22 protein-coding genes are annotated in these 26,504 nt (G+C 44.6%); 8 read left to right on the top strand and 14 right to left on the bottom strand.

The genetic code is table 11. The features are described 5' to 3' along the window. Positions 1-4,241, top strand: a 4,241-nt coding sequence (locus ACO0LB_RS18925) for a beta strand repeat-containing protein (RefSeq protein ID WP_423051942.1), incomplete at its 5' end; no start/stop codon positions are given. Between the two features lie 267 nt (positions 4,242-4,508). Here the strand turns inward: ACO0LB_RS18925 and ACO0LB_RS18920 are convergent. Next, positions 4,509-5,525, bottom strand: a complete 1,017-nt coding sequence (locus tag ACO0LB_RS18920) for a DNA-binding protein (RefSeq protein ID WP_423051940.1) — start codon at positions 5,523-5,525, stop codon at positions 4,509-4,511. Positions 5,526-5,704: 179 nt separating this feature from the next. On the opposite strand from ACO0LB_RS18920, the gene ACO0LB_RS18915 reads away from it, so the two are divergent. Next, positions 5,705-6,712, top strand: a complete 1,008-nt coding sequence (locus ACO0LB_RS18915) for a site-specific integrase (RefSeq protein WP_423051938.1) — start codon at positions 5,705-5,707, stop codon at positions 6,710-6,712. A gap of 151 nt (positions 6,713-6,863) precedes the next feature. Further along, positions 6,864-8,507, top strand: coding sequence for a methyl-accepting chemotaxis protein (locus ACO0LB_RS18910; protein WP_423051936.1), 1,644 nt, complete (start codon positions 6,864-6,866; stop codon positions 8,505-8,507). A 108-nt stretch (positions 8,508-8,615) separates the two neighbouring features. On the opposite strand, the gene ACO0LB_RS18905 is transcribed toward ACO0LB_RS18910, so the two are convergent. Further along, positions 8,616-9,881, bottom strand: coding sequence for a voltage-gated chloride channel family protein (locus ACO0LB_RS18905; protein WP_423051934.1), 1,266 nt, complete (start codon positions 9,879-9,881; stop codon positions 8,616-8,618). A 284-nt stretch (positions 9,882-10,165) separates the two neighbouring features. On the opposite strand from ACO0LB_RS18905, the gene ACO0LB_RS18900 reads away from it, so the two are divergent. Further along, a complete protein-coding gene (locus ACO0LB_RS18900) occupies positions 10,166-10,441 on the top strand; it encodes a FeoA family protein (protein ID WP_423051932.1) in 276 nt (91 codons plus the stop codon). Further along, positions 10,438-12,342, top strand: a complete 1,905-nt coding sequence (gene feoB, locus ACO0LB_RS18895) for a ferrous iron transport protein B (protein ID WP_423051930.1) — start codon at positions 10,438-10,440, stop codon at positions 12,340-12,342. The genes ACO0LB_RS18900 and feoB overlap by 4 nt, the downstream gene beginning before the upstream one ends. Positions 12,343-12,449: 107 nt before the next feature. Here feoB and ACO0LB_RS18890 read toward each other — a convergent pair whose 3' ends face one another. Further along, positions 12,450-12,641: a hypothetical protein gene (locus tag ACO0LB_RS18890; RefSeq protein WP_423051928.1), complete on the bottom strand. Its 192-nt coding sequence runs from the start codon at positions 12,639-12,641 to the stop codon at positions 12,450-12,452. Between the two features lie 76 nt (positions 12,642-12,717). Here ACO0LB_RS18890 and ACO0LB_RS18885 point away from each other — a divergent pair, with 76 nt between their 5' ends. Then, positions 12,718-13,290 carry a hypothetical protein gene (locus ACO0LB_RS18885; RefSeq protein ID WP_423051926.1) on the top strand — a complete coding sequence of 191 codons (573 nt, stop codon included), beginning with the start codon at positions 12,718-12,720 and terminating at the stop codon, positions 13,288-13,290. 132 nt (positions 13,291-13,422) lie between these two features. On the opposite strand, the gene ACO0LB_RS18880 is transcribed toward ACO0LB_RS18885, so the two are convergent. Then, positions 13,423-14,061, bottom strand: coding sequence for an NAD(P)H-dependent oxidoreductase (locus ACO0LB_RS18880; RefSeq protein WP_423051924.1), 639 nt, complete (start codon positions 14,059-14,061; stop codon positions 13,423-13,425). A 266-nt stretch (positions 14,062-14,327) separates the two neighbouring features. Here ACO0LB_RS18880 and ACO0LB_RS18875 point away from each other — a divergent pair, with 266 nt between their 5' ends. Further along, the gene (locus ACO0LB_RS18875; protein ID WP_423051922.1) at positions 14,328-15,440 is read left to right on the top strand and encodes an NADH:flavin oxidoreductase/NADH oxidase; all 1,113 of its coding nucleotides are present in this window, start codon (positions 14,328-14,330) and stop codon (positions 15,438-15,440) included. 110 nt (positions 15,441-15,550) lie between these two features. Here ACO0LB_RS18875 and ACO0LB_RS18870 read toward each other — a convergent pair whose 3' ends face one another. From ACO0LB_RS18870 to ppsA, 3 genes are all read right to left on the bottom strand, one after another. Further along, complete coding sequence (locus tag ACO0LB_RS18870) at positions 15,551-16,492, bottom strand: SPFH domain-containing protein (protein ID WP_423051920.1); 942 nt, start codon at positions 16,490-16,492, stop codon at positions 15,551-15,553. 57 nt (positions 16,493-16,549) lie between these two features. Then, entirely contained in the window at positions 16,550-17,074 is a 525-nt protein-coding gene (locus tag ACO0LB_RS18865; RefSeq protein WP_423051918.1) for an NfeD family protein, read from the bottom strand. Positions 17,075-17,338: 264 nt separating this feature from the next. Further along, complete coding sequence (ppsA, locus tag ACO0LB_RS18860; RefSeq protein WP_423051916.1) at positions 17,339-19,756, bottom strand: phosphoenolpyruvate synthase; 2,418 nt, start codon at positions 19,754-19,756, stop codon at positions 17,339-17,341. Between the two features lie 207 nt (positions 19,757-19,963). Here ppsA and ppsR point away from each other — a divergent pair, with 207 nt between their 5' ends. Beyond that, positions 19,964-20,809: a posphoenolpyruvate synthetase regulatory kinase/phosphorylase PpsR gene (gene ppsR / locus ACO0LB_RS18855; RefSeq protein ID WP_423051914.1), complete on the top strand. Its 846-nt coding sequence runs from the start codon at positions 19,964-19,966 to the stop codon at positions 20,807-20,809. A gap of 21 nt (positions 20,810-20,830) precedes the next feature. On the opposite strand, the gene ACO0LB_RS18850 is transcribed toward ppsR, so the two are convergent. From ACO0LB_RS18850 to rpoE, 7 genes are all read right to left on the bottom strand, one after another. Then, positions 20,831-21,619, bottom strand: coding sequence for a TrmH family RNA methyltransferase (locus ACO0LB_RS18850; RefSeq protein ID WP_423051912.1), 789 nt, complete (start codon positions 21,617-21,619; stop codon positions 20,831-20,833). Beyond that, on the bottom strand, positions 21,616-22,221 hold the full coding sequence (gene rnhB, locus ACO0LB_RS18845) for a ribonuclease HII (RefSeq protein ID WP_423051910.1): 606 nt from the start codon (positions 22,219-22,221) through the stop codon (positions 21,616-21,618). The genes ACO0LB_RS18850 and rnhB overlap by 4 nt, the downstream gene beginning before the upstream one ends. Further along, the gene (locus tag ACO0LB_RS18840) at positions 22,214-22,465 is read right to left on the bottom strand and encodes a glutaredoxin family protein (RefSeq protein WP_423051908.1); all 252 of its coding nucleotides are present in this window, start codon (positions 22,463-22,465) and stop codon (positions 22,214-22,216) included. The genes rnhB and ACO0LB_RS18840 overlap by 8 nt, the downstream gene beginning before the upstream one ends. 125 nt (positions 22,466-22,590) lie before the next feature. Beyond that, positions 22,591-24,072, bottom strand: a complete 1,482-nt coding sequence (locus ACO0LB_RS18835; protein ID WP_423051906.1) for a DegQ family serine endoprotease — start codon at positions 24,070-24,072, stop codon at positions 22,591-22,593. A 12-nt stretch (positions 24,073-24,084) separates the two neighbouring features. Beyond that, positions 24,085-25,098: a MucB/RseB C-terminal domain-containing protein gene (locus ACO0LB_RS18830; protein ID WP_423051904.1), complete on the bottom strand. Its 1,014-nt coding sequence runs from the start codon at positions 25,096-25,098 to the stop codon at positions 24,085-24,087. Between the two features lie 4 nt (positions 25,099-25,102). Continuing rightward, positions 25,103-25,750 (bottom strand): sigma-E factor negative regulatory protein, encoded by a 648-nt coding sequence (locus ACO0LB_RS18825; protein ID WP_423051902.1) that lies wholly within the window; start codon positions 25,748-25,750, stop codon positions 25,103-25,105. 60 nt (positions 25,751-25,810) lie between these two features. Beyond that, positions 25,811-26,413, bottom strand: a complete 603-nt coding sequence (rpoE, locus tag ACO0LB_RS18820) for an RNA polymerase sigma factor RpoE (RefSeq protein ID WP_423051900.1) — start codon at positions 26,411-26,413, stop codon at positions 25,811-25,813. Positions 26,414-26,504 lie beyond the last annotated feature (91 nt).

Here is a 26,504-nt window from a genome sequence, read left to right as displayed (position 1 = left end):
TGGCAACAACTTACATCCGTAACGAAGGTCAGCAAAACACTGGCACATGGACTTCCGCTGCTGAAGGCGCGACCGTTAACCTGACAAAACTGACTGCTGCACAAGACACAGCAATCACAATCGCTCATGGTACAACAGGCAACAGCGCACTGGCTAACCTGACAGTAAGCCTGAGTCTGGCAACAGCAACTGGCACAACAGACAAAGCTGCTGTGACTCTGGTTGACGGCGTGAACACAGACCCAGTATTCAACTTCAACCTGGTAACTCCAGCGACTGAACAGTTGACGATCACAGACAACGATACAGAATCTAACTCTGTCTACCTGTCTGGCGTGTCTTCTTACGCTGGCGCTGGAAGTTCCATCACGTTGGTAGATGGTTCACGTGCTAACACTGCTACAGCAAATGGCTATTTCAACCTGGATACATTCAGTGGCAATTCTGCAGTGGCTAGCGCAAACGGTGCTAACACAGCCACTGGTCGTGGTGGTTACGGTTATGCAACAAATGGTTCTGCTGGATCAAATACAACTGCGTTGGCCTCTACCAGCCGGGATAGCACAGTTTCCACAGTATTCAATGTAATCGCAGCAACAGCAAATGATCGTATCGTTGCAGAAAACTTTGATGGTTCCAAATACGTTGGTGACATCATCGCTCGTTTCGGCGACATCACTCGTGCAGACGGCGCATCGTCCCAATCCATTGTAGGTGGCACAGGGAACGATACCTTTATCTTTGACAATCCAGCATCTGAAAATGCAGGCTTTACCTCTGCAGACACAGTGAAAGGTGGTACCGGTACAGATACATTGATCATCGACGGCGACACATCGCTGTTGGCAGGTACTCCACGTATCACAACAAACACTTCCGAGTGGGATAACACAACAGGTATCGACGTTCTGCGTTTTGCACGTAACGAAGGCGTTGCTAACGTTGGTAACGGTGCAGTTGTTGGTGTAAATGGTGGTGGTTACTACGCACATATCGACAATGACTTCATCAGTCAAACGGATGCAGGCAATCGTCTGACAGTCATCAACAATGATGGCGACCGTACAGTGAACTCCGAATCTGATCTCGTCTTGGATCTGACAGGTCTGTCCCAGTCAAAATCCGTGACATATATCGGTGCAAATGGCAATGGCGCTGCTAATCATGCATCAACACGCATCATCGTGGACGATGTTTCTGCTAACCAGAATATGATATTGGACGGTGGTGACACTGACACCGCTAATGCCACTGGCAACAATAACCTGCTGCAAGTGAATAACTCTGCAAACATATCGATTGCCGACCTTGCCCAGACCAAAAACTTTGGTCGCGTCAGCTTTACCAACAATACGGCCACCACCCAGGTATCACAATTAAGCCTGAATGACACCATCGTCGATGCACTGGTCGACGGGGGGCAGAGCGCTAGTGCCCTGAATGTTGAACGTCTGATTATTAATGGTATTGATAGCACCAGCCAAGCCGCTGCTACGGTTGGATTATCGATTAGCGCCGGCAGCTTAACTGCTAAATCTGCGTTAGACGTGACGCTGGGACGAGGTACCAATCTTGTCAGCAGTGGTGCTGGCGCTGATCGTGTGGTATTGCTCGGAAATTACATTACCGGTACTTACAATGCCATTGAAAATGGCGTGGATGTGAACCAGCAATCCACCGCAGGTGCAGTTGCACGCGTTGTGACGGATACGATTAATCTGGGAGACGGCAATGATACGTTGGTCACCTATGGAGCAATCAATCTGGCGGGGGCAACTTTATCTGGTATTGAAAATATTACATCCAATTCTGCTGTAGTCATTACCGCATCTCAATATGCCGCATTGATAGCAGCCCGCGCTGCATTGTCTTTGAGTGGGCCAGTACTGACATTCTCCGGTGCAGGGCCCCATCAATTGACGATTGTGGACGATATTGCCGGTGTCAATAATATCGATCTGTCTTATATCTCGGTATCGAGTGGTACGCTGCTGTACGATACGACCTCATCTTCCAATGCGACTGGTGGTGGAACGAACAATATCACGACATCTAATGCTGTTTTAGTGTCTGGTGGTGGAGCTGCAATTGCAGGAACTGTGGGTACAACTCCAGCTAATGGCGGTGGGGCTGTCTCAGTAACTCCTGGTGGCACATTCTACGGAGTACTCGGTAGCAACGAGCAATTTATGTCCAGCATCCCAGGTTTAAATGGCACAACCATCGCTGGCAATGCTGCAGATACTGACAGTTTGAAGCTGACTACTGCAGGCACTATCAACATCAATAATGGCAGCACAGGTGGCACCATTAGCAATATCAAAATCTTAAACCTTGCCAATGGTACAAATACCGTTACGTACAATACCTCAGCTGGCTTCACCACGATCAACGGCGGCACAGGCGATGATACCTTCATTCCTAATACTGCTTTATTACCAATCGTTGTGAATGGCGGGCAGGGTACAGACACTATCGTGCTGTCGGCCGCGTATGCTGCCACAGCTTCCGGTTCGGGTACTTTTGCTGCCAATGTCACCGGCTTTGAGAAATTGCGCCTCACCAGTGTGACCAATCAGACCATAGATTTGCAAGTCCTTGGTAACTATAGTGACGTCACTTTTTCTGGCGCGAATGGTCTGACATTGAGCAACTTGCCGAGCAATGGCAATATCACGCTCAATGGCGCAGGAACTGCCGTTACCCTTGCCAATGCCGCGTTTGCTGGCGGTGTCAATGATATCGTCAACCTGACGCTGACGGATGGCAGCACCTCTGGCGTCGCCTTTGCGGCCACCGGCATTACTGCATCCGGTGTAGAGACGGTCAATATCAGTGTTAACGACACCCAGGCCACGTCAACAGGTGCTTTCAATGACAACGTGACCTGGCTGGGTAATTCGGTCAAGACCTTTAATGTGAGTGGCAATGCAGGCTTGACCCTGTCTTCATCCAGCACCTCGCTGACAACCGTTGATGCCAGCGGCATTACCCTGGGCGGCTTTACCTGGACATCCAGTGCCCTGACAGGTACAGCTACTGTCAAAGGCAGTGCAAGCGGTACCAACACCGTCAACATGAACTCTGCCACTGCAGGTGTTAACTACACCGGTGGTAGTGGCAACGACAATGTGACGATCAATGCCACTGTTTCCAGCACGGCAGCATTGGGCAACGGCAATAATAGCCTGGCCTTGAATGGCGTGACTATCCTCGGGACATATACTGGTGGCACGGGTACAGACAGCCTGGCGTTCTTCTCGGCGACACCAGACATCAGTAATGCCACGATTACTGGCTTTGAAAATCTGACGGTGACCAATAATGCCAATATTACTGCAACCATCGCCCAGATGTCGCAATTTACCGGCACCATCAATGCTGCAGGAACCGAGACGCTGAACCTGACGACGGCAGGTAGTTTCAATGCCTTCAGCACGATAGAGAAGTACAACCTTGCCAACGGCACTAATAATTTCACTTCTGCCAATGTGGCTGTCAGCGTGATCGGTGGCACAGGTGCTGATACCTTCAACTTCACTTCCAATCAGATCATCAATTTCCTGACCACGGTGGATGGCGGCAATGGTACAGATACACTCAACATCGGTGCGACCACCACTCAGAACATTGATCTGAGTACCAAAGTCGCCAATATCGAAATCATTAACGTGGCAGGCAGCATAGGTACAGCCAGCCTCACTAACGTCGATGGTGCAGGTGTCACGCTGAACTATACCAAAAGCACGGGTGACAACACTATTGCCCTTGGTAGTGGTGGCCAGACGCTGAATCTTCTCGGTTCAAGTCCTGCGGCGACTACCATTACAGGTGGTGCGGCGGTGGATACGATCAATCTGCAGACCGCAGGCTCTGGCTCAGAAACGCTGATAGAAACCGGTGCCAATATGTCGAACAGAACGCAGGTCGATGTGGTTGGTAATTTCAATGCGACGGGAGTGGATTACTTCAAAACTGGCGTCAATGCAGCGAGTGTCGGTTCTTACATCATCGGCAATGCCGATACGTCTAATTACCTCGCTACCATCACTGCAGGTTTGTCGGTCGTACTCAACAACACTGGTCAGGCTTACCTGATCACGATACAAACAGGGTCAGCAGCAGGTACTTATCTGTTCCAGAATACTGGTTCCGATACCGCCAACTTTGACAGCACCGACTTCTTTGTACAATTGACGGGTACTGTCGGTACTATTGGCAGTGGCAATCTGATTGCATAAATAAGTTCTTTACCGTAAATCTGTCTGAGTAATCTTTTTAAAAATTATTCAGAATAGAACCGGAAATAAAGGCTGCAGAATTTGCGGCCTTTATTTTTGTTTTAAATTAATTGCGTGAGTGTCAAATATTTCACGAAAAGTAGCATACTGTCGGCTGAAGTGCAAAACGCCGAAAACATGCCCGTATTGCAGCATGAAATTTCATAAGTGATATGACAACTTTTGATTTTATGATTTGACATAAGATAAATTATGCGTCATTATGAGTCAACTTTCCTTCGTTAGATCTTTGAATAATTTCATATATTCCGCTTGAGTTTCTTGCAAGGATAAGTTTTGACTGCGTAGCTCGGTTAATTGACCGTTTAGCATTGCTATTTTTTCTTCCTTGCTTGCAATGGCAATGCTGTTTGCAGATTGTATTTCTTGTATTGATGCGAGGTTAGAAGAAAGGTCTTTATATCGTGACTGTAATTCTGTTAATTGGGAGTTGTATTGATCTCGTTCTGTATAAGTCAGAGCAAGAGTCTGTTGCAGGTTTCCCGCTTGCTCTTGCAGTATTGCATTGGATTGATTGAGGTGAATGATTTGTGCACTTTGGTGAGAGAGTGACATTTGCTGCTCAAGAATTTGCTGCCGCGATGCGTTCATTTCATACTCTAGTTTATTAATACGACTTTCGTATGCCTGCCGCTCCTGGGTTCGTTGGATTGCTGTTGCTTCCTGGAAGTGATCAAATTGTGACCGACTCATCGATATTTGTTGATGAAGACCGTCAACTTCCGTCTCACGATCTTTTAGACGCGTTAACAAACCTGTTTTTTCGCTGCGTAGCGATGCCAATTCAACCTGCATTCTTTGATTGTCAGTTTGCAGCGAAGTTACCTTATCCGTTTCTGCGTTAAGAGCACTTACCAATTTTTCGTTCTCGGTCAGTACTGTTGCTTTTTCGGATAGTGCACCTTGTACATCCAATTGCATTGTTGCAATTTGCTGCTGGCATTGCTCATCAGCGGAATCAATCAGAAGCTGCGCATTTTGCTGAACAAGATCATATACATCCTGCAGGGCCTGTAGGAGCATTGGAGGCAAACGACTTTCTATCTCAGTAAGTTTGCCAAGATGCTCGTTTTTCCACTGCTTCAACATTGGCCCAATCGTGCTTTTGCTGCCTGTATTTCCCAGTGTTTCACGGATATTGTCTACTGTAATACCCTTCCCTGCCTTATTTAATGTTTCTGCTGCTTTCGCCACATCGGAATAGAGAATGCCTGAGCGTGCCATTTTTTGACCTTGAATTAATTTAATTATGTATTACATATTACGTAATATTATTTTATTTTACAAAATAAAAAATCATTAAAAATATATTTATAACCACCGATAATGTTTATTATCATCGGTTATGATTGATGAAAATAAATTCTTGTGAATTTTGATACGAATAAAATCCCATTTTCGCCATGCAAAAAAAAGAACCTAAACTCCGAGATGCACTAGCGAGCACCAGCAATCACATCGCTCTTAGTGTCGCTGATATTGCGCAACATGCTGAATTACTTGCGGCGGCAACATCTGAAAATACCCGCCGCACATATCGATCTGCCATCCGACATTATTTGCAATGGGGTGGCGTACTCCCTGCCGACGCCACAATTCTGGTGCGCTATTTGATGGCGCATCTTGAGCGACACAATCCAAGAACCTTGTCACTACGACTTACCGCGTTATCGCAATGGCACATACAGCAAGGTTTTCCAGATCCGGCGGCTGACATCACTGTCAGAAAAACGATGTCAGGCATTTCTCGTCTGCATGGAACTCCAAAGAAAAAGGCAAAAGCATTGCCGCTAGAGGATTTAATAAAAATCGTCATCAATCTCAATGCGTCAGACACATTAAAAGCAAAGCGTGACAACGCTTTATTGCAATTGGCTTTTTTTGGTGGCTTCCGCCGTAGTGAAATAAGCCAGTTAGAAATGACTCAAGTCGAACAAGAATCGCAAGGTATAACGATTACCTTGCGTCGTTCAAAAACAGATCAGTCGGGTGAAGGTATCTCCAGGGCAATTCCGTATGGCAACGATGAATGCTGTCCGGCAAGTGCATTGCAGGAGTGGCTGAAAGCAGCGAAAATCACTTCGGGCCCAATTTTCAGGAAAATTAATCGCTGGGGACAACTGAGCGAAAAAGCGATCAGCCCTGCAAGTGTTAACAGCATTCTGGCTGACTGCGCAGATACTGCAGGACTAACCTATGCCCCCGAATTAAGCAGTCACAGTCTGCGACGTGGCATGGCGACCAGTGCTTACAGGGCTGGCGCCGATTTTCGTGAAATTAAGCGACAGGGTGGCTGGCGACATGATGGAACTGTACACGGCTACATTGAAGAAGCTAGTCGTTTTACTAATAATGCAGCAGGTTTATTGCTTGAGAAGCAGGGAACAAAAAAATCACTGATTGACAGATAATTTGTACTTATTTGCCACATTGACACGTGGTGGCAAATTTTTATTTTCTGGGACCAATTTGATATCGTTGTCAGAAAAATTAGTTGGATTTATATTCCGTCAATGAAAATAAAATATAAGATATAAAGATAAACAATATCAGGAGACCAAAATGAACATACGGCATTTGAATATCCATCAAAAATTGATATTGAGCTTTAGTAGTATGATCATTTTTCTTCTTGTTTTAGCAGCGCTCACTTATCTCCGAGTCATTTCATTGAATGAGGAAATCAGCCTGACCAATAATAATCGTTACCCAGCGACGGTCACGGCCCACAGCGTCAAGGATGAGTTGAATGTAACTGCATTGACGATGTACAACGTATTAATGATTTCAGATGCTGATGATTTAAAAAAAGAATATCTGAATTTTGAAAAACGCACAGATACTATTCTAAAAGCGCTCGAAAAACTCAAACAATTCAATATCGGCAAGGGAATTGATAAGCAACTTGAGACTATTACATCAATTCAACAAAAATTCGGGAAATATCAAACCGAATTTATCGGACTTTCTAAACAAGGTCGTAATGAGGAAGCAAAAACCTTATTGCAATATGTAATACATCCCGTACATCAAACCTACATGAGGGAAATTGATCAACTGATTCAAAATCAGAGCCAGCAAATGGAAGCAGCTGGAATTGATGCAAACGGCAGTGCCACTAGGACGGGTTTCCTGATCTTATTGATCGCTTCAGTAGCAACGGGGGCAGCGATTTTAATGGCCAGAAAGACTATCGTCAGTATTACCCATCCTTTAAATCGCGCCGTAGAAATTGCTCGTAAAGTAGCGGATGCAGATTTGACTAGCACTATCGTAGTTAACTCACATGATGAGACTGGTCAGATGTTGCAAGCTTTAAAAGATATGAACGAGAGCCTCCTGAGTATTGTCAGTCAAGTAAGTGCGGGCACTGAAACAATTGCCAGCGCCTCTGCTCAAATCGCCGCAGGCAATCTTGATTTATCCTCTCGCACCGAAAGTCAGGCCAGCTCATTAGAAGAAACTGCGTCTTCAATGGAGGAGCTGACTGCTACCGTCAAACACAACGCTGACAATGCAAAACAGGCAAATCAGTTAGCTATTTCAGCTTCTGTCGTTGCAGTACAGGGCGGAGATGTTGTGTCGCAGGTAGTGGATACAATGACATCAATCAATGCATCATCACAAAAAATTGTCGATATCATCGGCGTGATCGACGGTATTGCTTTTCAAACCAACATACTCGCATTGAATGCAGCGGTAGAAGCAGCAAGAGCCGGCGAACAAGGACGAGGATTTGCTGTTGTTGCCAGCGAAGTCCGCAACCTTGCTCAACGTTCCGCTGCCGCAGCAAAAGAAATAAAAGTATTAATTAATGATTCCGTCAATAAAGTCACCCTGGGAAGTAATCTTGTCAATCAGGCAGGGATAACAATGAATCAAATAGTTAATAGCATTAAAAGTGTGACTGACATCATCACTGAAATTAACACTGCAAGTGTGGAGCAGACCTCAGGGATTGAGCAAATTAATCGCGCGATTACTCAAATGGATGAGGTCACTCAGCAAAATGCCGCATTAGTTGAGCAAGCAGCAGCAACGGCCGGAGCACTACAAGATCAAGCTAGTCAGCTTGCACAATTGGTGGGTACTTTTAAAACAAATGAAAATAATGCTGGAATGCCAGATGCATCAGTCACATTAACGAGAAACACCAGTAGGCATGTACATAGTGCCGAAATACTGAACCTGCCAATCAATACATAACAGAGATTGAATCTAAATGATGCAACTTGACAACTGAATATAAGCAAGACACGAATGCCTTTTACATCATTCTTAAGTGTATTTATTTGGCTGATTGATCTGATTGACTCACTTGGATGAAGATTCTGATTGGTGCGTATCGTGATTGCTATGCGGTTTGGTGTCGCCAGTTTTTTGGGCACGGTAAATACCTACATGTCCAGAAAAAAGATAGCTGCCGATACAGGCAATGGCTGCGAATGGCCCTAGTGATGGGGTAAACAGTTCTATTGCCATCATCGTAGATGCGATTGGGGTATTGGCAGCGCCGGCAAAAACAGCGACAAATCCTAGTGCTGCGAGCATCGAAAACGGCATATGTAGTATCGGCGCAAGAGCGTTGCCAAGAGTTGCACCGATGTAAAACAAGGGCGTGACCTCCCCGCCCTTAAAACCACTTCCTAGTGAAATGATCGTAAAGATCATCTTTCCAATACAATCGCTCAATGGAAGCGGTTGAGCAAACGCTTCTTGTATTATTGGAATACCTAGACCGACATATCGCTGGGTTCCAAGCAATGCAATTCCTGCAACAATCAAAATACCGCCGATTAATGGACGCAAAGGTGCGTAACTAATATGTTTTTTTAGCGCAGAGGCGATCTGATGCGTTGTACGGGCAAACAACATTCCAACAATACCAAATATCGCTCCAGCAACCAACGTTGCCATTAGCCCGGGAAGGCTCAGGGCGGGAATAGATTTCACAAGGTATGTTGCATGATGAATGCCACACAACATTCCTACCTGATCCGCAATAATTGCCGCAAAAAAACAAGGGAAAATAGCGTCATAACGCATACGCCCGATAAACAGTACTTCCAGTCCAAAAATAGCGCCCGCCATCGGTGTTCCAAAAACAGACGAAAATCCTGCACTCATTCCCGCCATCATCAGAATCCGTCGATCCCCTTGTTTTAAATGAAGGAGCCGAGTGATCTGATCGGCCAACGCTCCCCCCATCTGGACAGCAGTACCCTCCCGTCCGACGGAAGCACCAAACAAATGAGAAGTAATCGTGCTGACCAGGATCAGCGGTGCCAGTCGGAGAGGAACAATATTTTTAGGATCGTGAATTTCGTCAATGAGGAGATTGTTCCCTGCTTCGATATTTTTCCCGAAATGCAGATAGACCCAACCAACAATGAAACCTGCTATGGGTAAAAAATAAATAATCCATTCGTGGACTTCACGGTAACGAGTGACCACATCTAATAAAAATAAAAAAAGTGCTGAGGCACTACCAGCCAGAGCGGCGACAGCTACTCCCAACGCCATCCACTTTAATACATAGGCTGCTGAATATATTTGTTCTGGATACTTGAAATGTGCCATTCGTAATAAGAAATTTTAATTTGTCATAGTCTAGCGCAACAACGTTCTCAGATTGCATCAAATCAAATTGATATGCCAAATGATAATCAACATATAAGCAAAGCGTGACATGAATCCAGATCAAGACATCCGCTTCGAATCTGTTATTGAATAGAAGAGTACTCAGGTTTTATGGGTAAGACGTTGAAGCTTAAGTGATATTGATATATATTCTCATTATCATTTAGAGTTAAGTTAAACTTTTCAGTATTTCGCCAGATATGATAATCAATCAAACAACTGCAATGACAAATTCCACTACGCTCGATCGCTTAGGCATTGGCGAATCAGCCGTTGTTGTTGATGTATCGACACAAATTAAATTAAATATGACTGAACATTTTGATGTGTCGCGGCGGCTAAAAGAACTTGGCTTTGTGAAAGGTGAGCAAGTCAGGATTTTACATAAAGGTTATTTTGGCGGAGAACCGCTTGCAGTCAGAGTAGGACAATCGACATTTGCTTTGAGAAATTTTGAAGCGGCGTTAATCGGAGTTGCAAAGGCTGGTGTTTCTGAATGACTGATCGCAATTTACATTCATATCGTATAGCGTTAGTAGGCAATCCAAACTGTGGTAAAACCGCTCTATTTAACAGGCTCACCGGGGCGCGCCAAAAAGTAGCGAATTACGCTGGTGTTACCATCGAGCGAAAAGAAGGAAAATTTCATGCTCCTTCAGGTAGATTGTGGCAAGTGCTTGATTTACCTGGCACCTATAGTTTGAACGCCATTACTCCCGATGAAAAAATTACAGAAGAAGTTATCAAGGGACAACGTGCTGACGAAGCTTTACCTGACGCAGTTTTGTGCGTGGTGGATGCAACTAATCTGAAACGCGGTTTGCGGGTTGCTTTTGAATTAAAAACATTAGGTTTACCGATGATACTGGCAGTCAATATGATGGACGTCGCAAAAAAGCGCCACATCCATATTGATATTGCAAAAATGGCAGATATTTTTGCTCTTCCAGTGGTCGAAACGATTGCAGTCGATCATCACGGTGTAGATGTATTGCTCGAACAACTGGAGTTATTGGCACAGCGTTTGCAGTTACGGCCGACTGTACAGGATACTCATCGAGAACACGTCCCTGATACCGAAACCCCGGAAAGCATACAACATCGAGTCAACGAAGTATTACGTCTTTGTGTCTCTCAAACAGAAAACAACATCGATCAAGGTCATGACAATCTAAGTTATAAACTGGATTCTTTTGTCTTGCATCCAGTCTTAGGCCCACTCATTTTTGCAGCGCTGATGTTCCTTGTTTTTCAGGCAGTATTTGCCTGGGCACAATTGCCAATGGAATTGATTAAGACGGCCATTGACCATATCGGTACGATAGTAGAGTCTTCTATGCAAGAAGGAATGTTGCAAGGCTTATTGGTCAAAGGCGTGATTGGTGGCGCTGGCAGCGTGCTCGTATTTTTACCGCAAATTATCATTCTGTTCTTCTTCATTCTGGTAATGGAAGACTCTGGTTACCTTCCACGTGCTGCATTTTTACTGGATAGAGTGATGGGAAAAGTGGGTCTTTCCGGGCGCGCATTCATCCCACTTCTTTCCAGTTTTGCCTGTGCTATTCCAGGCATTATGGCAACACGAACAATACAAAACCCCAGAGACCGGTTGGTTACCATCATGATTGCGCCATTGATGACCTGCTCTGCCCGGCTTCCTGTTTATGCATTAATCATTGCTGCATTTATTCCTGATGAAACAGTGCTAGGTATATTAAGCCTGCAAGGTCTTGTTTTATTTTTCTTATATATTGCAGGTATTATTTCTGCCATGCTCGTTGCTTTTTTGTTGAAAAAACAATGGGGGAAATCAGAACAACAACCGCTCATGCTTGAGTTGCCAGATTATCGGTTGCCCAATTCTCGTAATCTGATCTTAGGTTTATGGGAGCGCATCAAAATTTTCACGACCCGCGTAGGGACGATTATTTTGGCATTGATGGTGTTTTTATGGTTCCTGAGCAGCTTTCCCGGCGCTCCTGAAAATGCGCCAAATCCAGCTATTTATTACAGCATCGCCGGGCAATTAGGCAGAATTCTTGAGTTTGCATTTGCTCCCATTGGTTTTAATTGGCAAATTTGTATTGCGCTTGTTCCTGGTCTTGCTGCCCGGGAAGTGGCAGTTGCTGCACTGGGAACAGTCTATGCACTATCGCAGTCGGGGGAAGAGTTAAGTCGCTCATTGGAACCTTTGATCGCCCACTCATGGAGTCTCCCAACGGCACTTTCCCTGCTCGCATGGTATGTGTTCGCACCGCAGTGCATTGCAACGCTTAGTGTAGTCCGACGGGAAACAAATACTTTACGGTACCCACTCATCATGGCTGCGTACCTTTTTGGATTGGCTTATTTTGCTTCGTTTGTAACCTATCATATTGCAACGCTATTAACTAATGGGTGATAAATGCAAACTCTGATTGCGACATGCTTGCTCATGTTGGCAACACTTTATCTGTCTATAAAGTGGATGCCTGCTAAATTGAAGGCATCATTCCTATCGTGGCTGAATCAACGCTCGCCATCAGCAGCTCGTCTATTGTCGGCATCAACCCGTGGGTGCAGTGATGGTTGCTCGTCAGCATGTAATAGTTGCAATTCGGCTACAAAGTCAGCTGAAAACAATACAATTAAATCAATCAAAATTGTTCGAAAACTATAAATATCAATAATGTTGGTAAAGCATGCCTCAGTAGTTGGCACAGTATGTATTGCTGATGTATGCTAGGTTCACAAAGTCAGAATACATACTGACAATTCGAGACACTACCTAGCTAATATGATCGCCATCATTTACGATAAAACCGATAAAGGGCGCGAAGAAATTGTCACGCGCAAATACCATTTAGCCTCACGACTAAGAACTTTATTAGTGATGGTCGATGGAAAACAGAACCATCAGGATTTACTAAAAAAAGTCGCAGGTCTGGGATTGAACGAACAGCATCTGCAAGAATTGATCGATCAAGAATATATCAGCACGTCAATACCCGTCATCTCAGAAGAAAATTTACCTGCGATACCTGATTTGCTTTTGGAGGAAACCCCTAAGACTGATCAGACAACAGCAGCAAACCATGTGACCGATGCCGAAAGATTTCAAGCGCTTTATAACTTCTTTAATGAAACGATTAAAAGTGCCATTGGACTCAGAGGTTATGGACTGCAACTGAAAGTAGAAAAAGCTACTAGTCTGGATGACTTTCGTGAATTGAGACAGCCCTATATTGAAGCTGTGCTCAAGGCAAAGGGAAAAGAAACCGCCCGTAGCTTCAGGGACAGACTGGATCAGTTACTATACGATGGCCAAAACATGCAAAACGATACTTTGCTCAAGGATGAACCGTTGTAAAAATATATTCTAACCTTGCGATTATCAGAGAAAAACAAAACACCCGATAACTTCATCGGGTGTTTTGTTTTCATATGTCTCAGCTCTAAAACTGCTTCAGACTGAATTTATCACTTCAGAATATGGTGAAACTTACTTGACTTCTGTGACAAAATTTTCTGTATGACGACGTACTTTTTTAAGATTTACCAACCAGTCTTTATCTTCTTCACGATAGCCCAAAGGAAGAATCACAACGCTACGCAGACCTTTAGCACGCAAGCCTAGGATATCATCCAGCGCTGCCGGGTCAAAACCCTCCATCGGTGTAGCATCCACCTGCTCTTCTGCCGCAGCAATTAATGCAGTACCCAAGCCAATATAGGCCTGGCGCGCAGCGTGTTGAAAATTAACTTCTGCATCACGTGCTGGATAGGTACTGAGGAGCATATTACGATAATTCTCCCAACCCTCATTTTTAAAACCACGAATGTCGTTCGTCAGGTCAAACATGGTGTTGATTCGTTCCACAGTGTAGTTATCCCACGCAGCGAAAACTAACAAATGAGAGCCTTCTGTAATTTGCGCCTGATTCCAGCCTATGGCTTTGATTTTTTCACGAATTTCTGGGTTAGTGACCACCAAAACTTCGTAAGGTTGTAATCCGCTAGAGGTGGCTGTCAGACGTATTGCTTCCAGAATGCGTTCTACTTTTTCCTGAGGAACAGCTTTCGCTGGATTCATTTTTTTTGTTGCATAACGCCATTGCAGTTTTTTAATTAAATCGCTCATTGATTGCTTTCAAAATAAGTGTGGGCAGTAACTTTACTACGACTGAAAAAAACCAGATGATATATATCAGGATGCATCATGGATTACACAAGTCAGAAAATGCAGTAATAATTTGGATAAGTCGTTCAGTATTTTTGATCAGTAAGACCTGCGCTGGTTTCACGATTACGAATGCCACAAGAACCCAAAGCACATCCAAACAAGAATAAGTAATCTGACATATGATAACTGGCTTACAGACACTTTTTTCATGAAAGAATTTAGTAATGAGTGCTTTATTCTCACCGACATCCATCGGTAGCATTGATCTAAAAAACAGAATTGTCATTGCTCCTATGTGCCAATATTCAGCGTCCGGGGGTAACGCCAACTCCTGGCATTTGATTCATCTCGGTAATCTTGCGCTGTCCGGTGCAGGCTTATTGATTATTGAGGCAACTGCGGTTGAAGATATCGGCCGCATTTCTCCTTGGGATCTCGGTTTATGGTCGGATGAGAATGAATCTGCATTGGCACAGGTACTAAGTACGATCCGTCAACACTCTTCGATGCCAATAGGCATACAGCTCGCCCACGCTGGTCGCAAGGCGTCGAGCGAAGCTCCGTGGAACGGTGGACAACTGATCACTCCAGAAAAAGGGGGCTGGGAGACTGTAGCACCTTCCGCAATTTCACATGCAGAGGGAGAACTTCCCCCGTCCTCGCTGGATTTGGACGGATTGGCACGCATCAAAACAGCGTTTGTGAACGCGGCTATTCGAGCACATAGACTCGGAATTGAGGTGATTGAGCTACATGCTGCACATGGCTATCTTTTACACCAATTTCTATCTCCACTCGCAAATCAACGTACAGATCAATACGGTGGTGTTCTGGAGAATCGCATGCGCTTTCCACTAGAAATTTTTGATGCTATACGTGCAGCGCTACCTGAACATCAGGCGATCGGGGTGCGCATTTCTGCGACTGATTGGGTTGAGCATGGATGGAATCTTGCTGAGAGTATGGTATTCACAAAAGCATTGGAGCAACGTGCCTGTTCTTACATTCATGTGTCCAGTGGTGGGGTGTCGCCTTTGCAGAAAATTCCCTTGTCTGCTGGATATCAAGTAGATTTTGCTACGCAAATACGCAAGCAAACCAAGATGCCTGTTATCACGGTTGGTTTGATTACCGAAGCAGAACATGCCGAAGAAATTGTAGCGTCGGGTCAGGCTGATATGGTTGCCATCGCACGAGGTATTTTGTTTGACCCGCACTGGCCATGGCATGCCGCAGCAAAACTGGGGGCGACGGTAGAAGCGCCACGCCAGTATTGGCGCTCCCAACCCAGGGAATTAAAGTCCTTGTTTGGAGAAACAAAGATAGGGCAGCGTTAAATTTTTCTTGTCTCATGAATAGCCGGTAAGCCTTTACATTCAATGAAAATTTATTCAATTGACTGTAAAGGCGAACCGACAATATCGCTGAATATCTCTGCTACTAGACATTATTTCAATGTTTCATTGCCCGTATTTTTTTGTGATTTAACGACTTGCATGGCAGTAGCAATCAGACTACTCATATCACCAACATTGGCTGGCACGATGATGGAGTTATTCGTTTTGGCCAAATTGGCAAATGCGCTGACATATTGCTCTGCCACTTTGAGATTAACAGCGTCTGCCCCACCAGGAGATTGAATCGCTGATGCTGTTTTACGAATGGCTTCAGCACTTGCTTCTGCAATCGCGAGAATTGCAGCTGCCTGCCCTTCCGCGCGATTAATTGAGGCTTGTTTTTCACCTTCAGATTTAGCGATTGAAGCTTCACGTTCACCTGTCGCAATATTAATTTGTTCTTGTTTGCGTCCCTCTGAAGCAGCAATCAACGCCCGTTTTTCGCGCTCTGCAGTAATCTGTGCCTGCATTGCATGCAAAATCTCTTTCGGCGGAGTCAAGTCTTTGATCTCATAGCGCAGCACCTTAACCCCCCAATTGGCTGCGGATTCATCAATCGCATTAACGATCGTGGTATTGATATGGTCACGCTCTTCAAATGTCTTATCGAGCTCCATTTTGCCAATCACCGAACGCAGCGTAGTCTGTGCGAGTTGTGTGATTGCCGCAATATAGTTCGACGACCCATAAGAGGCCCGCATTGCGTCAGTAATCTGAAAATACAAAATGCCATCGACCTGCAGCTGTGTATTGTCTCTAGTAATACAAACCTGCGGAGGTACATCAAGAGGAATTTCCTTTAATACGTGTTTATAAGCAATTCTATCGATGAATGGAACCACGATATTTAATCCCGGCCCAAGTGTTGCGTGATACTTGCCTAGTCTCTCCACCACCCAAGCATGCTGTTGTGGTACGACATTGATTGTTTTGACGATAAAAACAATCGCCAAAACAAAGATGATCAGAGCAACACTTCCTATGCTTTCCATATAGCTTCCTTTATTGTGTTATCTAAAATAATTTTCACATTGAATCAATATTGCTATCTATGCAGGCCTCACAATTAAACGACTTCCGCGAATTTCTTCGATCACGAAAGTGCCTGCGTATGCTGCTGAATGCCTGAGTTCAACATCCCACATGGCGCCACGATACGTCGATCTGGCAATGTATATACCATTACCCTGATCTTGCCATTCACTAACCTGCAAATGCATTCCTATATCCATATTGACATTCGGATCACGAGAAGACTCTTGGCTTTTATTCCAGCCATATCTGCTTTTATGCAAAATTATCGTAGTGATACTACTGATAATTGCTCCGATGATTAACTGTATCTCCAGAGGTGCACCGACAGCAGCAGCCACAGCACCAACAGTTAATCCTATGGCAATCATTAATAAATAAAATGTTCCGGTAAAAAGTTCAAGTATGACAATTACTCCCGCTAACATCAGCCATATCATCCATGCATTCATATTTTTGTATTCTCCTTGGATAAAACGTTGCCCAGACTTCACACTGACATTCTTCTTCACCAGATCGAAACATTCATCGGTAATCAACACTAACGATTACCCACAAAAAAGCCCCCGTAACCAGCAAGTAACGAGGGCTTTTAATCAATGATGAAGAAGTTTTAATTTTATTTTTATTACTGTTTCGACATGGGTAGTCTAGTTCAAATAGAAATAATCACAAGTTTTATTATGGTGATACGCAAAATTGTTGCTATAACACATCAACGAACAAGAAATATAAATACAATCTGCCAATCAAAAGCGGGACATATTTTCATATGTCCCGCTTTTAAACTACCTCTGATTCACTATTTACTTGGTGACTGTTGCCAGTTTTTGCCAGGTATCAATGACCGAATCAGGATTTAAGGAAATTGATTCTATCCCTTCCTTCATTAACCATTCTGCAAAATCAGGATGGTCGGAAGGTCCCTGCCCGCAAATACCTACGTACTTGTTCAATTTGCGGCATGCAGCAATGGCCTTGGACAATAATGCACGAACAGCAGGATCACGCTCGTCGAAATCAGCTGCCAGTAATTCCATGCCAGAATCTCTGTCCAACCCTAAAGTCAATTGTGTCAGATCATTAGAGCCGATAGAGAAGCCGTCAAAGAATTCCAGGAACTCTTCTGCCAAAATCGCATTGGAAGGAACTTCGCACATCATGATCAGGCGCAGGCCGTTTTCGCCACGCTTCAGGCCATTTTTACCCAAGAGATTGACCACTTTTTCGGCTTGGCCCAAAGTACGTACAAATGGCACCATAATTTCAACGTTTGTCAGCCCCATGTCGTTGCGGACACGTTTCATTGCCTGACATTCCATGGCAAAAGACTCGTCAAAATCAGCCGCAAGGTAACGTGCAGCGCCACGGAAACCTAACATTGGATTTTCTTCATCCGGCTCGTAACGCGAACCACCAATCAGCTTTTTATACTCATTGGATTTGAAGTCAGACAAACGTACGATGACTTTTTTGGGCCAGAACGCAGCTGCGATTGTCGCAACACCTTCTGCCAATTTATCAACGTAAAAGGCTTTTGGAGAAGCATGTCCACGCGCAACAGATTCGACCGCTTTCTTCAGATCAGGATCAATATTTGGGTATTCCAGAATCGCTTTTGGATGAACGCCGATATTGTTATTGATAATGAATTCCAGACGCGCCAGACCAACACCGTCATTAGGAACAGACTGAAAATCAAATGCGAGCTGAGGATTACCCACGTTCAACATGATTTTCAGAGGTAATTTTGGCAATTCACCACGAATTTCTTCGGTTACTTCTGTTTCCAGCAAGCCGTCGTAAATCTTGCCCTCGTCACCTTCAGCACAAGAAACAGTAACCAGTGTGCCGTCTTTCAAAATATCAGTGGCATCACCACAACCTACAACTGCAGGCACACCCAGTTCGCGCGCAATAATCGCTGCATGACAAGTACGGCCGCCACGATTCGTGACAATGGCTGCGGCGCGTTTCATCACTGGTTCCCAGTTTGGATCTGTCATATCAGCGACCAGAACGTCACCTGGCTGTACACGCTCCATCTCTGATGGATCATGAATAACACGAACACGGCCAGCGCCGATTTTTTGGCCAATAGCACGACCAGAAGACAAAACTGTACCACTGCCTTTCAATTTGAAACGTTGCTGCGCATCAGTTGCTTTTTGCTGTGATTTGACGGTTTCAGGACGCGCCTGCAAAATATATAACTTACCATCACGACCATCTTTACCCCATTCGATGTCCATAGGACGACCGTAATGCTTTTCGATAATGACTGCGTATTTGGCCAGTTCAACAACTTCCGTATCGTTCAGTGAGTAACGATTACGCATTTCGACTGGAACGTCGACTGTTTTGACAGAGCGCCCCGCTTTTGCTTCGTCAGTGAACTCCATCTTGATTAATTTGGAACCAATATTACGGCGGATCACTGGCAGTTTGCCTTGTTCCAGCATCGGTTTATGTACGTAAAATTCATCCGGATTTACGGCGCCTTGAACGACTGTTTCTCCTAAGCCATAACTGGAAGTAATGAATACGACATCTTTGAAGCCTGACTCTGTGTCAATCGTGAACATCACGCCTGCCGCACCCAAGTCTGAGCGCACCATGCGTTGAACACCTGCCGATAATGCGACTTCTGCGTGCGTAAAACCTTTGTGTACACGATAGGAAATTGCGCGGTCGTTATACAAAGAGGCAAACACGTGTTTCATTGCTTCCAGAACATTATCAATACCCACAACGTTCAGGAAGGTTTCTTGCTGGCCTGCAAATGAAGCATCTGGCAAATCCTCAGCTGTAGCCGAAGAGCGCACAGCAAATGACATCTCAGCAGTGGAATCTGCAACAAGTTTGTTATAAAACTCTTCAATTTCTTTTTGGAGACGTGGTTGAAACGGTGTTTCAATAATCCATTCACGAATCTCTGCACCTGCCTTTGCCAGTTCTTTCACATCTTCGATGTTCAGATCAGCAAGACGATCGGCAATACGCTGAGCTAATGGTGCGCCACCATTTTCACTGTATGATAAAAAATCGCGAAAAGCCTGAGCTGTTGTGGCAAAGCCGCCCGGCACACGTACGCCTGCCGAAGCCAATTGGCTGATCATTTCTCCTAAAGATGCATTTTTACCGCCGACGGATTCAACATCCGTCATTCGTAAATGCTCAAACGAGGCAACATAAGTTGCTTCGGTATTTGCTGCGTTAGACATAACAACCTCTTTTTGATGGTAAGAAATCTTTCGTATTGCTTCGTCTATGAAGTTTTTTTTGTTATTCTTGATCGAACAGACGCATAAAGTACTGATGCAGCATTTTACATTGTGTACTGAGAAATTTATCTATGTGCCATCACAAATTAAGGTCTTTTTTGTCAGACTTTGTACAAATTTTTTTCATCAATTCAACTAAACAATAAAATGCCAGAAGCCTCACATCGACTCCCTGCCGCGAATCGCACAGTCTTCTTTATTTCAGATGGAACAGGGATTACTGCAGAAACCTTTGGTCACTCCGTACTGACCCAATTTGACCTCAAATTTCGTCAGATCAGGCTTCCATTCATTGACACGTTAGATAAGGCACACGATGCCGTCAGGCGCATTAACGATGCCTACGCATCAGAAGGTAATCGTCCTATCGTATTTTCAACGCTGGTAAAGGCAGATTTAGCCAATGTCGTCTTTAAATCCAAAGGCTTGCATATGGATTTAATTCAGACTTTTGTATCTCCTCTGGAGCAGGAACTTGGTGTCAAATCAACGCATACAATAGGTCGTAGCCACAACATTGCAGATTCGGAAGAGTATAAAAATCGCATTGAGGCGATCAATTTCTCGCTCGCACATGATGATGGTCAGTCGAATAAAAATTTATCGACTGCAGATGTTATTCTGGTGGGTGTTTCGCGCTCCGGAAAAACACCCACCAGCTTGTATCTGGCAATGCAATACGGAATCAAGGCTGCGAATTATCCTTTGATACCGGATGATTTTGAGCGTGGAAAATTACCTTCGGCCTTACCTGAGTTTAAAGGGAAAATTTTTGGCCTGAGCATTGCTCCTGAACGCTTATCAGAAATACGCAACGAGCGCCGGCCAGGTAGCAAATATGCTTCATTAGAAAACTGTCGCTATGAAATCAATGAGGCGGAAGCAATGATGAAGCGCGAAGGAATAAGATGGCTCTCATCAACTGCAAAATCAATCGAAGAAATTTCCACGACGATTTTGCAAGAAATTAAATCTGACCCAAGAATTTACTGATACAGATGAAAACACGGCGAGTCAGGTCGGTAATTGCTGTCTGACTTGTTCAAAAAAACAAATTGCAGCGCTGGCAGCAACATTCAATGATTCAATCGCTGCCTGCTGTGGAATAGTGACAGTCTGGGTTGCCATACGCATGAGTTGTGGTGATACGCCCTGCCCTTCGTGACCAAATAGCCAAACAACGGGTTGATTCAGATCGGTCTGATAAATCGTTTGCTGCGTATGTGAACTCGTCGCCAGAACTGGAATTGTTGCAGTAGCCAACACCTCTTCCAACGCCACATTTTCAAAAATATTTAATAAAAAATGGGCTCCCATGCCCGCCCGCATGACCTTAGGCGACCATGCGAATGCGGTACCGTGACTGCAAAATATATTATTTATTCCGGCAGCCGCTGCGCTTCTCAAAATGGAACCAAGATTTCCGGGATCTTGTAAATTATCCAGTAATACCGACGACTGCTTTAATTCCAAGGGAAACTCAGGGTTTGGCGTTTGTATGACAAACATCACCCCAACGCCATTCTCTACCTGACTTAATGCATGATAAAGCGCATGCGATAAGCTGATACAAACCGTACCTTTTTGCTCGCATTCTGCAAGCAACGAAACAACCTCTGGATGATTTAAGGCATCTTCCGCCACAATGCATAACTGTGGCATACCCAGATGCTGACAATATGCCTGACATAAATGCACGCCATCAAGCAATGTGCGCCCTGCTTTACGGCGCACCTGAGAGCTTGTTGCCAGTTGCTTAAGCTCTTTGTACAGTGGGTTGTCGCGAGAAGTAATGGATTTCATTTCAATAAGGCCTTTACTGGCGCATAAGACTTGCGGTGTATAGGAGACACGCCATGCGCTCTAAGACGTTCAAGATGTAAGGCGGTAGGATAGCCTTTGTGCTGATCCAATGCATATTGGGGATACTGCAAATGAAGAGCAGCAAGCGCATGATCACGTGCAGTTTTGGCAAGGATGGACGCTGCGGAAATTGCAGCTACTTTATCGTCACCTTTCACAATCGCTTCAGAGCGAATTTTCATGACTGGGCAGCGATTACCGTCAATCAGTGCTAACGTTGGCTGAATGGATAATGCTTCCACAGCACGTCGCATCGCCAACATCGTTGCCTGTAATATATTTAAGTCATCAATTTCTTGCTCTGAACACTCTGCGATTGCCCACGCGAGGGCATGCTCCTTGATTTGAGCTGCCAGAATTTCGCGTCGTTGTTCACTCAGCTTCTTGGAGTCTCGCAGACCTTCGATTGGCCTGGAGGGATCAAGTATTACCGCGGCGGCCATCACGGGCCCAGCTAAAGGCCCTCGCCCCGCCTCATCTACACCGCAAATAATTTCACCTTCAACATCGAAAAGAAATTGATTTTGTATTGGTTCAGTCATGTAAAAAAGCCTTCAGTGCTTCATGATCTAAGAAGTAGTGGCAAATTTGTTTTGCGCCGGCATTGGGTTTCTTGCCGACCAGCACCGGCACCAGTTCATCATATAACTCGGTCAATGCTGGGTCTGCATCGACATCAAGAACACGTACTTCGAAAGCATATTCAGGATGATAGTGTTGCAACTGCTCCAGCATGTCATCACACAAATGACAATAACTACGGGAATAAAGAATAAATTGAATCATCTGAATAAGGCACAAAAGCGTGGAGCGGTATTATAAGTCTGAGGATGTAGCAACGGACGACTATCAAAGGAATAAAAAAAGCTGCCCCTTTAACAGAAGCAGCTTTTAATGGAGTAATAGTAAGATTACTGCGCTTGTGGTCTGATAGGAATAAACCTTGAAGTATCGCCTCTGCGTACTAACAACACAGCGGCTTTCTTGGTATCGAGCTTGGCTAACATTGTTGCAAATTGTTTTGTATCTTTTACATCCACGTTATTTAACGTCAACACAATATCACCAGGGCGCAGATCAACGGCTGCAGCTGGCCCATCGACTGACTCAATGACGACACCAGACGCCACGTTTAATTCCTTTTTCTGAGCATCAGTCAAATCTGCCGCATAGATACCAAGTGGATTGATCGTTTCTTTTTTTGATTTCTTTTCAAGTTTTGTGGCTGCTTTTTCCTGTTCAGTTTCTGCCACAAGTATTGTCAAATCCCGAGCCGCCCCCTTGCGCCAGATGGACATTGTTACTTTGGAACCTGGTTTTGTCGAGCCGACTATCCTTGGTAAATCACTTGATTTCTCAACGGAAACGCCATTGAATTTCAAAATCACATCACCATCCATTAAGCCTGCTTTTTCTGCAGGAGCGCCAGATTCTACTCGCGAAACCAGAGCGCCTTGTGCTTTAGGTAAGCCAATTGACTCTGCGACCTCTTTGGATACATCACTGATCTGAACACCAATGCGACCACGAGTCACTCTGCCAGAAGATTTTAACTGATCAGCAACACGCATAGCTTCATCGATTGGGATGGCAAAGGAAATTCCCATATAGCCACCTGATCGGCTATAAATTTGAGAATTAATCCCTACCACTTCACCGCGCATATTAATCAAAGGCCCACCGGAGTTGCCTGGATTGACTGCAACATCGGTCTGTATTAAGGGAAGATAATCACCCGTATCGCGCGCTTTTGCTGAAATAATTCCTGCCGTCACGGTGTTTTCCAGATCAAATGGTGAGCCAATTGCGATCACCCATTCACCCGCTTTGATTTTGTCTGAATCACCAATGGTCAGACGTGGTAATTTATTGCCATCAATTTTCAATACTGCAACATCGGTCCGCTTGTCAGTCCCGACTACTTTTGCTTTGAATTCACGCTTATCTGTCAGCTTGACATACACTTCTGACGCACCATCAACGACATGGGCATTTGTCAGCACATATCCATCTTGAGAAACGATAAAACCTGAACCAACGCCGCGTGGGACCTCCTCTTCTTGCTGTTGAGGAGCCTGTTTTTTTCCTTTGGGATTAGAAAATTGTTTTGGCATGGGAACACCAAAAAATTTACGGAAAAATTCCTGCATTTGCTCATCATCTGATCCGCCGCCGTTTTGATACTGCTGCACTTTTTCCGTTGTGCGGATGTTTACTACTGCAGGGCCAGTTTTTTCAACCAAATCAGTAAAATCAGGTAGCCCTGCCGCGGCTGTCGCTGCCTCCGCAGCAGGCAAGGCATTCACTGCTGTAGGTGCGACAAAACCCACACAGGCACTGATAACCAATGTCGAAACAATTTTTTCTAATGGAAAAAGAGTCTTTGTTTTCATAAAGTTATTCGCTTATTTAGGTTTAAATTCAATAGAACTCATTACTTGCTGAATGGCGGCAACAGGTACTTCTCCCAATACCGTCAGCCAATAGTCACCATAACGTTTACCCATAATCGTCATCGCTCCTTGTTGCAAAACACCTTCAGAGCGATGATTACCATAAGGCTCAATAAAAACAGAAATCGCAGCTAAGCCATCAGAAAAAATCATCTGTATTACCTGATGCGTTTGTTCTGGCGTATGCTCACTACCGGATGTCGCAACAATAGGAATGAGACGCTTCATTTCACGTGTTTTCTTAAACCCTTTTGGTATAGATTTGACTATCCATCCCGAATTGATATTGGTCTGAACTGTCAGATTTTCAATCCGCCAATGACCGGTCTGTTGAAAACTGGGCTTTACTTTATGTCTGTCGATATCTGCAATTGATAGCTGGGTGAACGCAATCTGTTCTATCACTTCATTTTTTGTATTCACCGTTTGCGCGCGCAATAAAAGTCCCGAATTTTTTTCTACACAAAGTCGATATCCATAACGATAGGTATCTTTTGGGTCAAACAAATAGGTTTGACATTCAATGCCGGCAACACGGTTCAGATCTGCTTTCTTAATTGAATAATACTCAGGCAGATTCGTCACATTAGATGTCAGGAACGCAGGAAAGACTTCCTGAGTCACATTTTTTTCAATTTGTATGGTCTTGCTTTCCGGTAGGTAGCATGTGACATCGGCATTTTTTCGAATGTACTCTCGCGGAATACCATCAAGAATTTCCAGTTTCTCTATTTCCGTACCAGAATGAATGACGTGTGTAATTCGTGAAGTGCGGATTTGGTTTGCTTGTTGATAAACAAAAGTACCCGCATATTCCATTTTTTGCGCAGAGCTTTGTATTTTTTGCAGCAGTGAAGGTATGTCATGCGTATGATCGTTTGCGCTTTGTGCTTGCGCATCGGAAAAAATGACACTCAAACTCAACCCTATGAGCAGCGCTGGAAACAATGAGTGCTTGAACCGCATACCTTTATTTTTCCGAATTAGTAATTGCATTTGCCCGCGTAACATATTGTGCTCCGCTACTCATCGCAGGAGAAAAACGTTGATGCGCAGCCAGATAGCTGTCTATTCGTGGATCTCGCAGCATATCCATTTCCGTCTGACCGGAGTTGGCAGCGATCTGCGCTTTGTCCTGACTGACTGAGCGAGCGACCGGTGCTGCCACATTTAAATCTGAAGCAAGCTGAATCTGAGACTCGGGTTTGGTCACCATGCCGAGTTGAACATTTGCAGGTGAATGGGTCTCAAGCTGATTTAATTGTGGTGCAAATACGAATGCGAAAATTGCTGCAGCAACACCTGTCAAGGCAATATAAGATTGCCAACGTGTGTTTTTCTTTTCTGGAGTGGTAGCGAAATGGGCATTCATCATTGCGCGAGGAGCCAGCACAACAGGTTCCGCATCAAGCTTTTGACGAAAACGCTCAGAAAAATCAGAACTCATCTGTATCGCCAAATCGTCTGAGCGTAATGCGTCACCTATTTGATGATATACATCCCAGTGGCTCGTTCCATTCGCTTCGGCATATGTAGCAAGCATTTCATCCAACTGGGCATCGGTCAGCTCACCATCCATCAGGACAGATATTTGTTCTTGTTGAGTGACGGTATTCATTTTATTTCCACAATGTGTAGTACTAATGTAAATTAAATTGTAATAATTGCAGACAAAGACTCACCATCGCTGATCCAGATTAGTGCCAAGTATGGGGCGCAACTTATCAGCGATCGCTTCACGTGCTCTAAAAATACGGCTACGCACGGTGCCGATTGGGCAGAGCATCGCTTCAGCAATTTCGTCGTAACTTAGACCTTCAATTTCTCTCAAAGTGATTGCATTACGCAGCTCTTCCGGCAACGAGGCCATTGCGGCATTCACAGTCTCTGCAATTTGTTTACTCGCCAATAAGGACTCCGGCGTATTGATATCCCTGAGACCCTCTGCATCCACAAAAGTTTCGGCTTCTTCGATGTCTGCATCAGTAGAAGTCGGCGTTCTGCGACCTTGAGTAACCAAATGATTTTTTGCCGTATTCACACCAATACGATAAAGCCAGGTATAAAAAGCAGAGTCGCCTCGAAAATTCGGCAAGGCACGATATGCTTTGATAAACGCTTCCTGAACAACATCCTCAGCCTCAGCCTGATCGTAGACGAGCCTGGACACGAGCCGCATTAATTTCCTTTGATATTTGGAAACCAGAAGCTCAAATGCCTTTTTATCACCACGCTGGACGCGTTCGACCAATAATTGATCTATGTCGCGCTCGGTCGTCACGCCGTCATTTCCTGTTCACCTGATGCAAATTTTCATTTCAGTCATGCTTATTCATCTGGCATTGCTGCTTATTAATATCTGCTAGATAGAG

It is taken from the genome of Undibacterium sp. SXout7W (genome assembly GCF_049339385.1).
In the GTDB taxonomy this organism is placed as follows: Bacteria; Pseudomonadota; Gammaproteobacteria; order Burkholderiales; family Burkholderiaceae_D; genus Undibacterium.
This window is presented reverse-complemented; position numbering and strand designations above follow the sequence as displayed.

Excerpts from the sequence above, each read along its gene's own strand:
- ACO0LB_RS18835 (WP_423051906.1), bottom strand. The coding sequence starts at position 24,072 with ATGAAAACAAAGACTCTTTTTCCATTAGAAAAAATTGTTTCGACATTG.
- ppsR (WP_423051914.1), top strand. The coding sequence starts at position 19,964 with ATGCCAGAAGCCTCACATCGACTCCCTGCCGCGAATCGCACAGTCTTC.
- ACO0LB_RS18915 (WP_423051938.1), top strand. The coding sequence starts at position 5,705 with ATGCAAAAAAAAGAACCTAAACTCCGAGATGCACTAGCGAGCACCAGC.
- ACO0LB_RS18910 (WP_423051936.1), top strand. The coding sequence starts at position 6,864 with ATGAACATACGGCATTTGAATATCCATCAAAAATTGATATTGAGCTTT.
- ACO0LB_RS18870 (WP_423051920.1), bottom strand. The coding sequence starts at position 16,492 with ATGGAAAGCATAGGAAGTGTTGCTCTGATCATCTTTGTTTTGGCGATT.
- ACO0LB_RS18920 (WP_423051940.1), bottom strand. The coding sequence starts at position 5,525 with ATGGCACGCTCAGGCATTCTCTATTCCGATGTGGCGAAAGCAGCAGAA.
- ACO0LB_RS18900 (WP_423051932.1), top strand. The coding sequence starts at position 10,166 with ATGACAAATTCCACTACGCTCGATCGCTTAGGCATTGGCGAATCAGCC.
- feoB (WP_423051930.1), top strand. The coding sequence starts at position 10,438 with ATGACTGATCGCAATTTACATTCATATCGTATAGCGTTAGTAGGCAAT.
- ACO0LB_RS18905 (WP_423051934.1), bottom strand. The coding sequence starts at position 9,881 with ATGGCACATTTCAAGTATCCAGAACAAATATATTCAGCAGCCTATGTA.
- ACO0LB_RS18825 (WP_423051902.1), bottom strand. The coding sequence starts at position 25,750 with ATGAATACCGTCACTCAACAAGAACAAATATCTGTCCTGATGGATGGT.
- ACO0LB_RS18880 (WP_423051924.1), bottom strand. The coding sequence starts at position 14,061 with ATGAGCGATTTAATTAAAAAACTGCAATGGCGTTATGCAACAAAAAAA.
- ppsA (WP_423051916.1), bottom strand. The coding sequence starts at position 19,756 with ATGTCTAACGCAGCAAATACCGAAGCAACTTATGTTGCCTCGTTTGAG.
- ACO0LB_RS18840 (WP_423051908.1), bottom strand. The coding sequence starts at position 22,465 with ATGATTCAATTTATTCTTTATTCCCGTAGTTATTGTCATTTGTGTGAT.
- ACO0LB_RS18850 (WP_423051912.1), bottom strand. The coding sequence starts at position 21,619 with ATGAAATCCATTACTTCTCGCGACAACCCACTGTACAAAGAGCTTAAG.
- ACO0LB_RS18830 (WP_423051904.1), bottom strand. The coding sequence starts at position 25,098 with ATGCGGTTCAAGCACTCATTGTTTCCAGCGCTGCTCATAGGGTTGAGT.
- rnhB (WP_423051910.1), bottom strand. The coding sequence starts at position 22,221 with ATGACTGAACCAATACAAAATCAATTTCTTTTCGATGTTGAAGGTGAA.
- ACO0LB_RS18875 (WP_423051922.1), top strand. The coding sequence starts at position 14,328 with ATGAGTGCTTTATTCTCACCGACATCCATCGGTAGCATTGATCTAAAA.
- ACO0LB_RS18885 (WP_423051926.1), top strand. The coding sequence starts at position 12,718 with ATGATCGCCATCATTTACGATAAAACCGATAAAGGGCGCGAAGAAATT.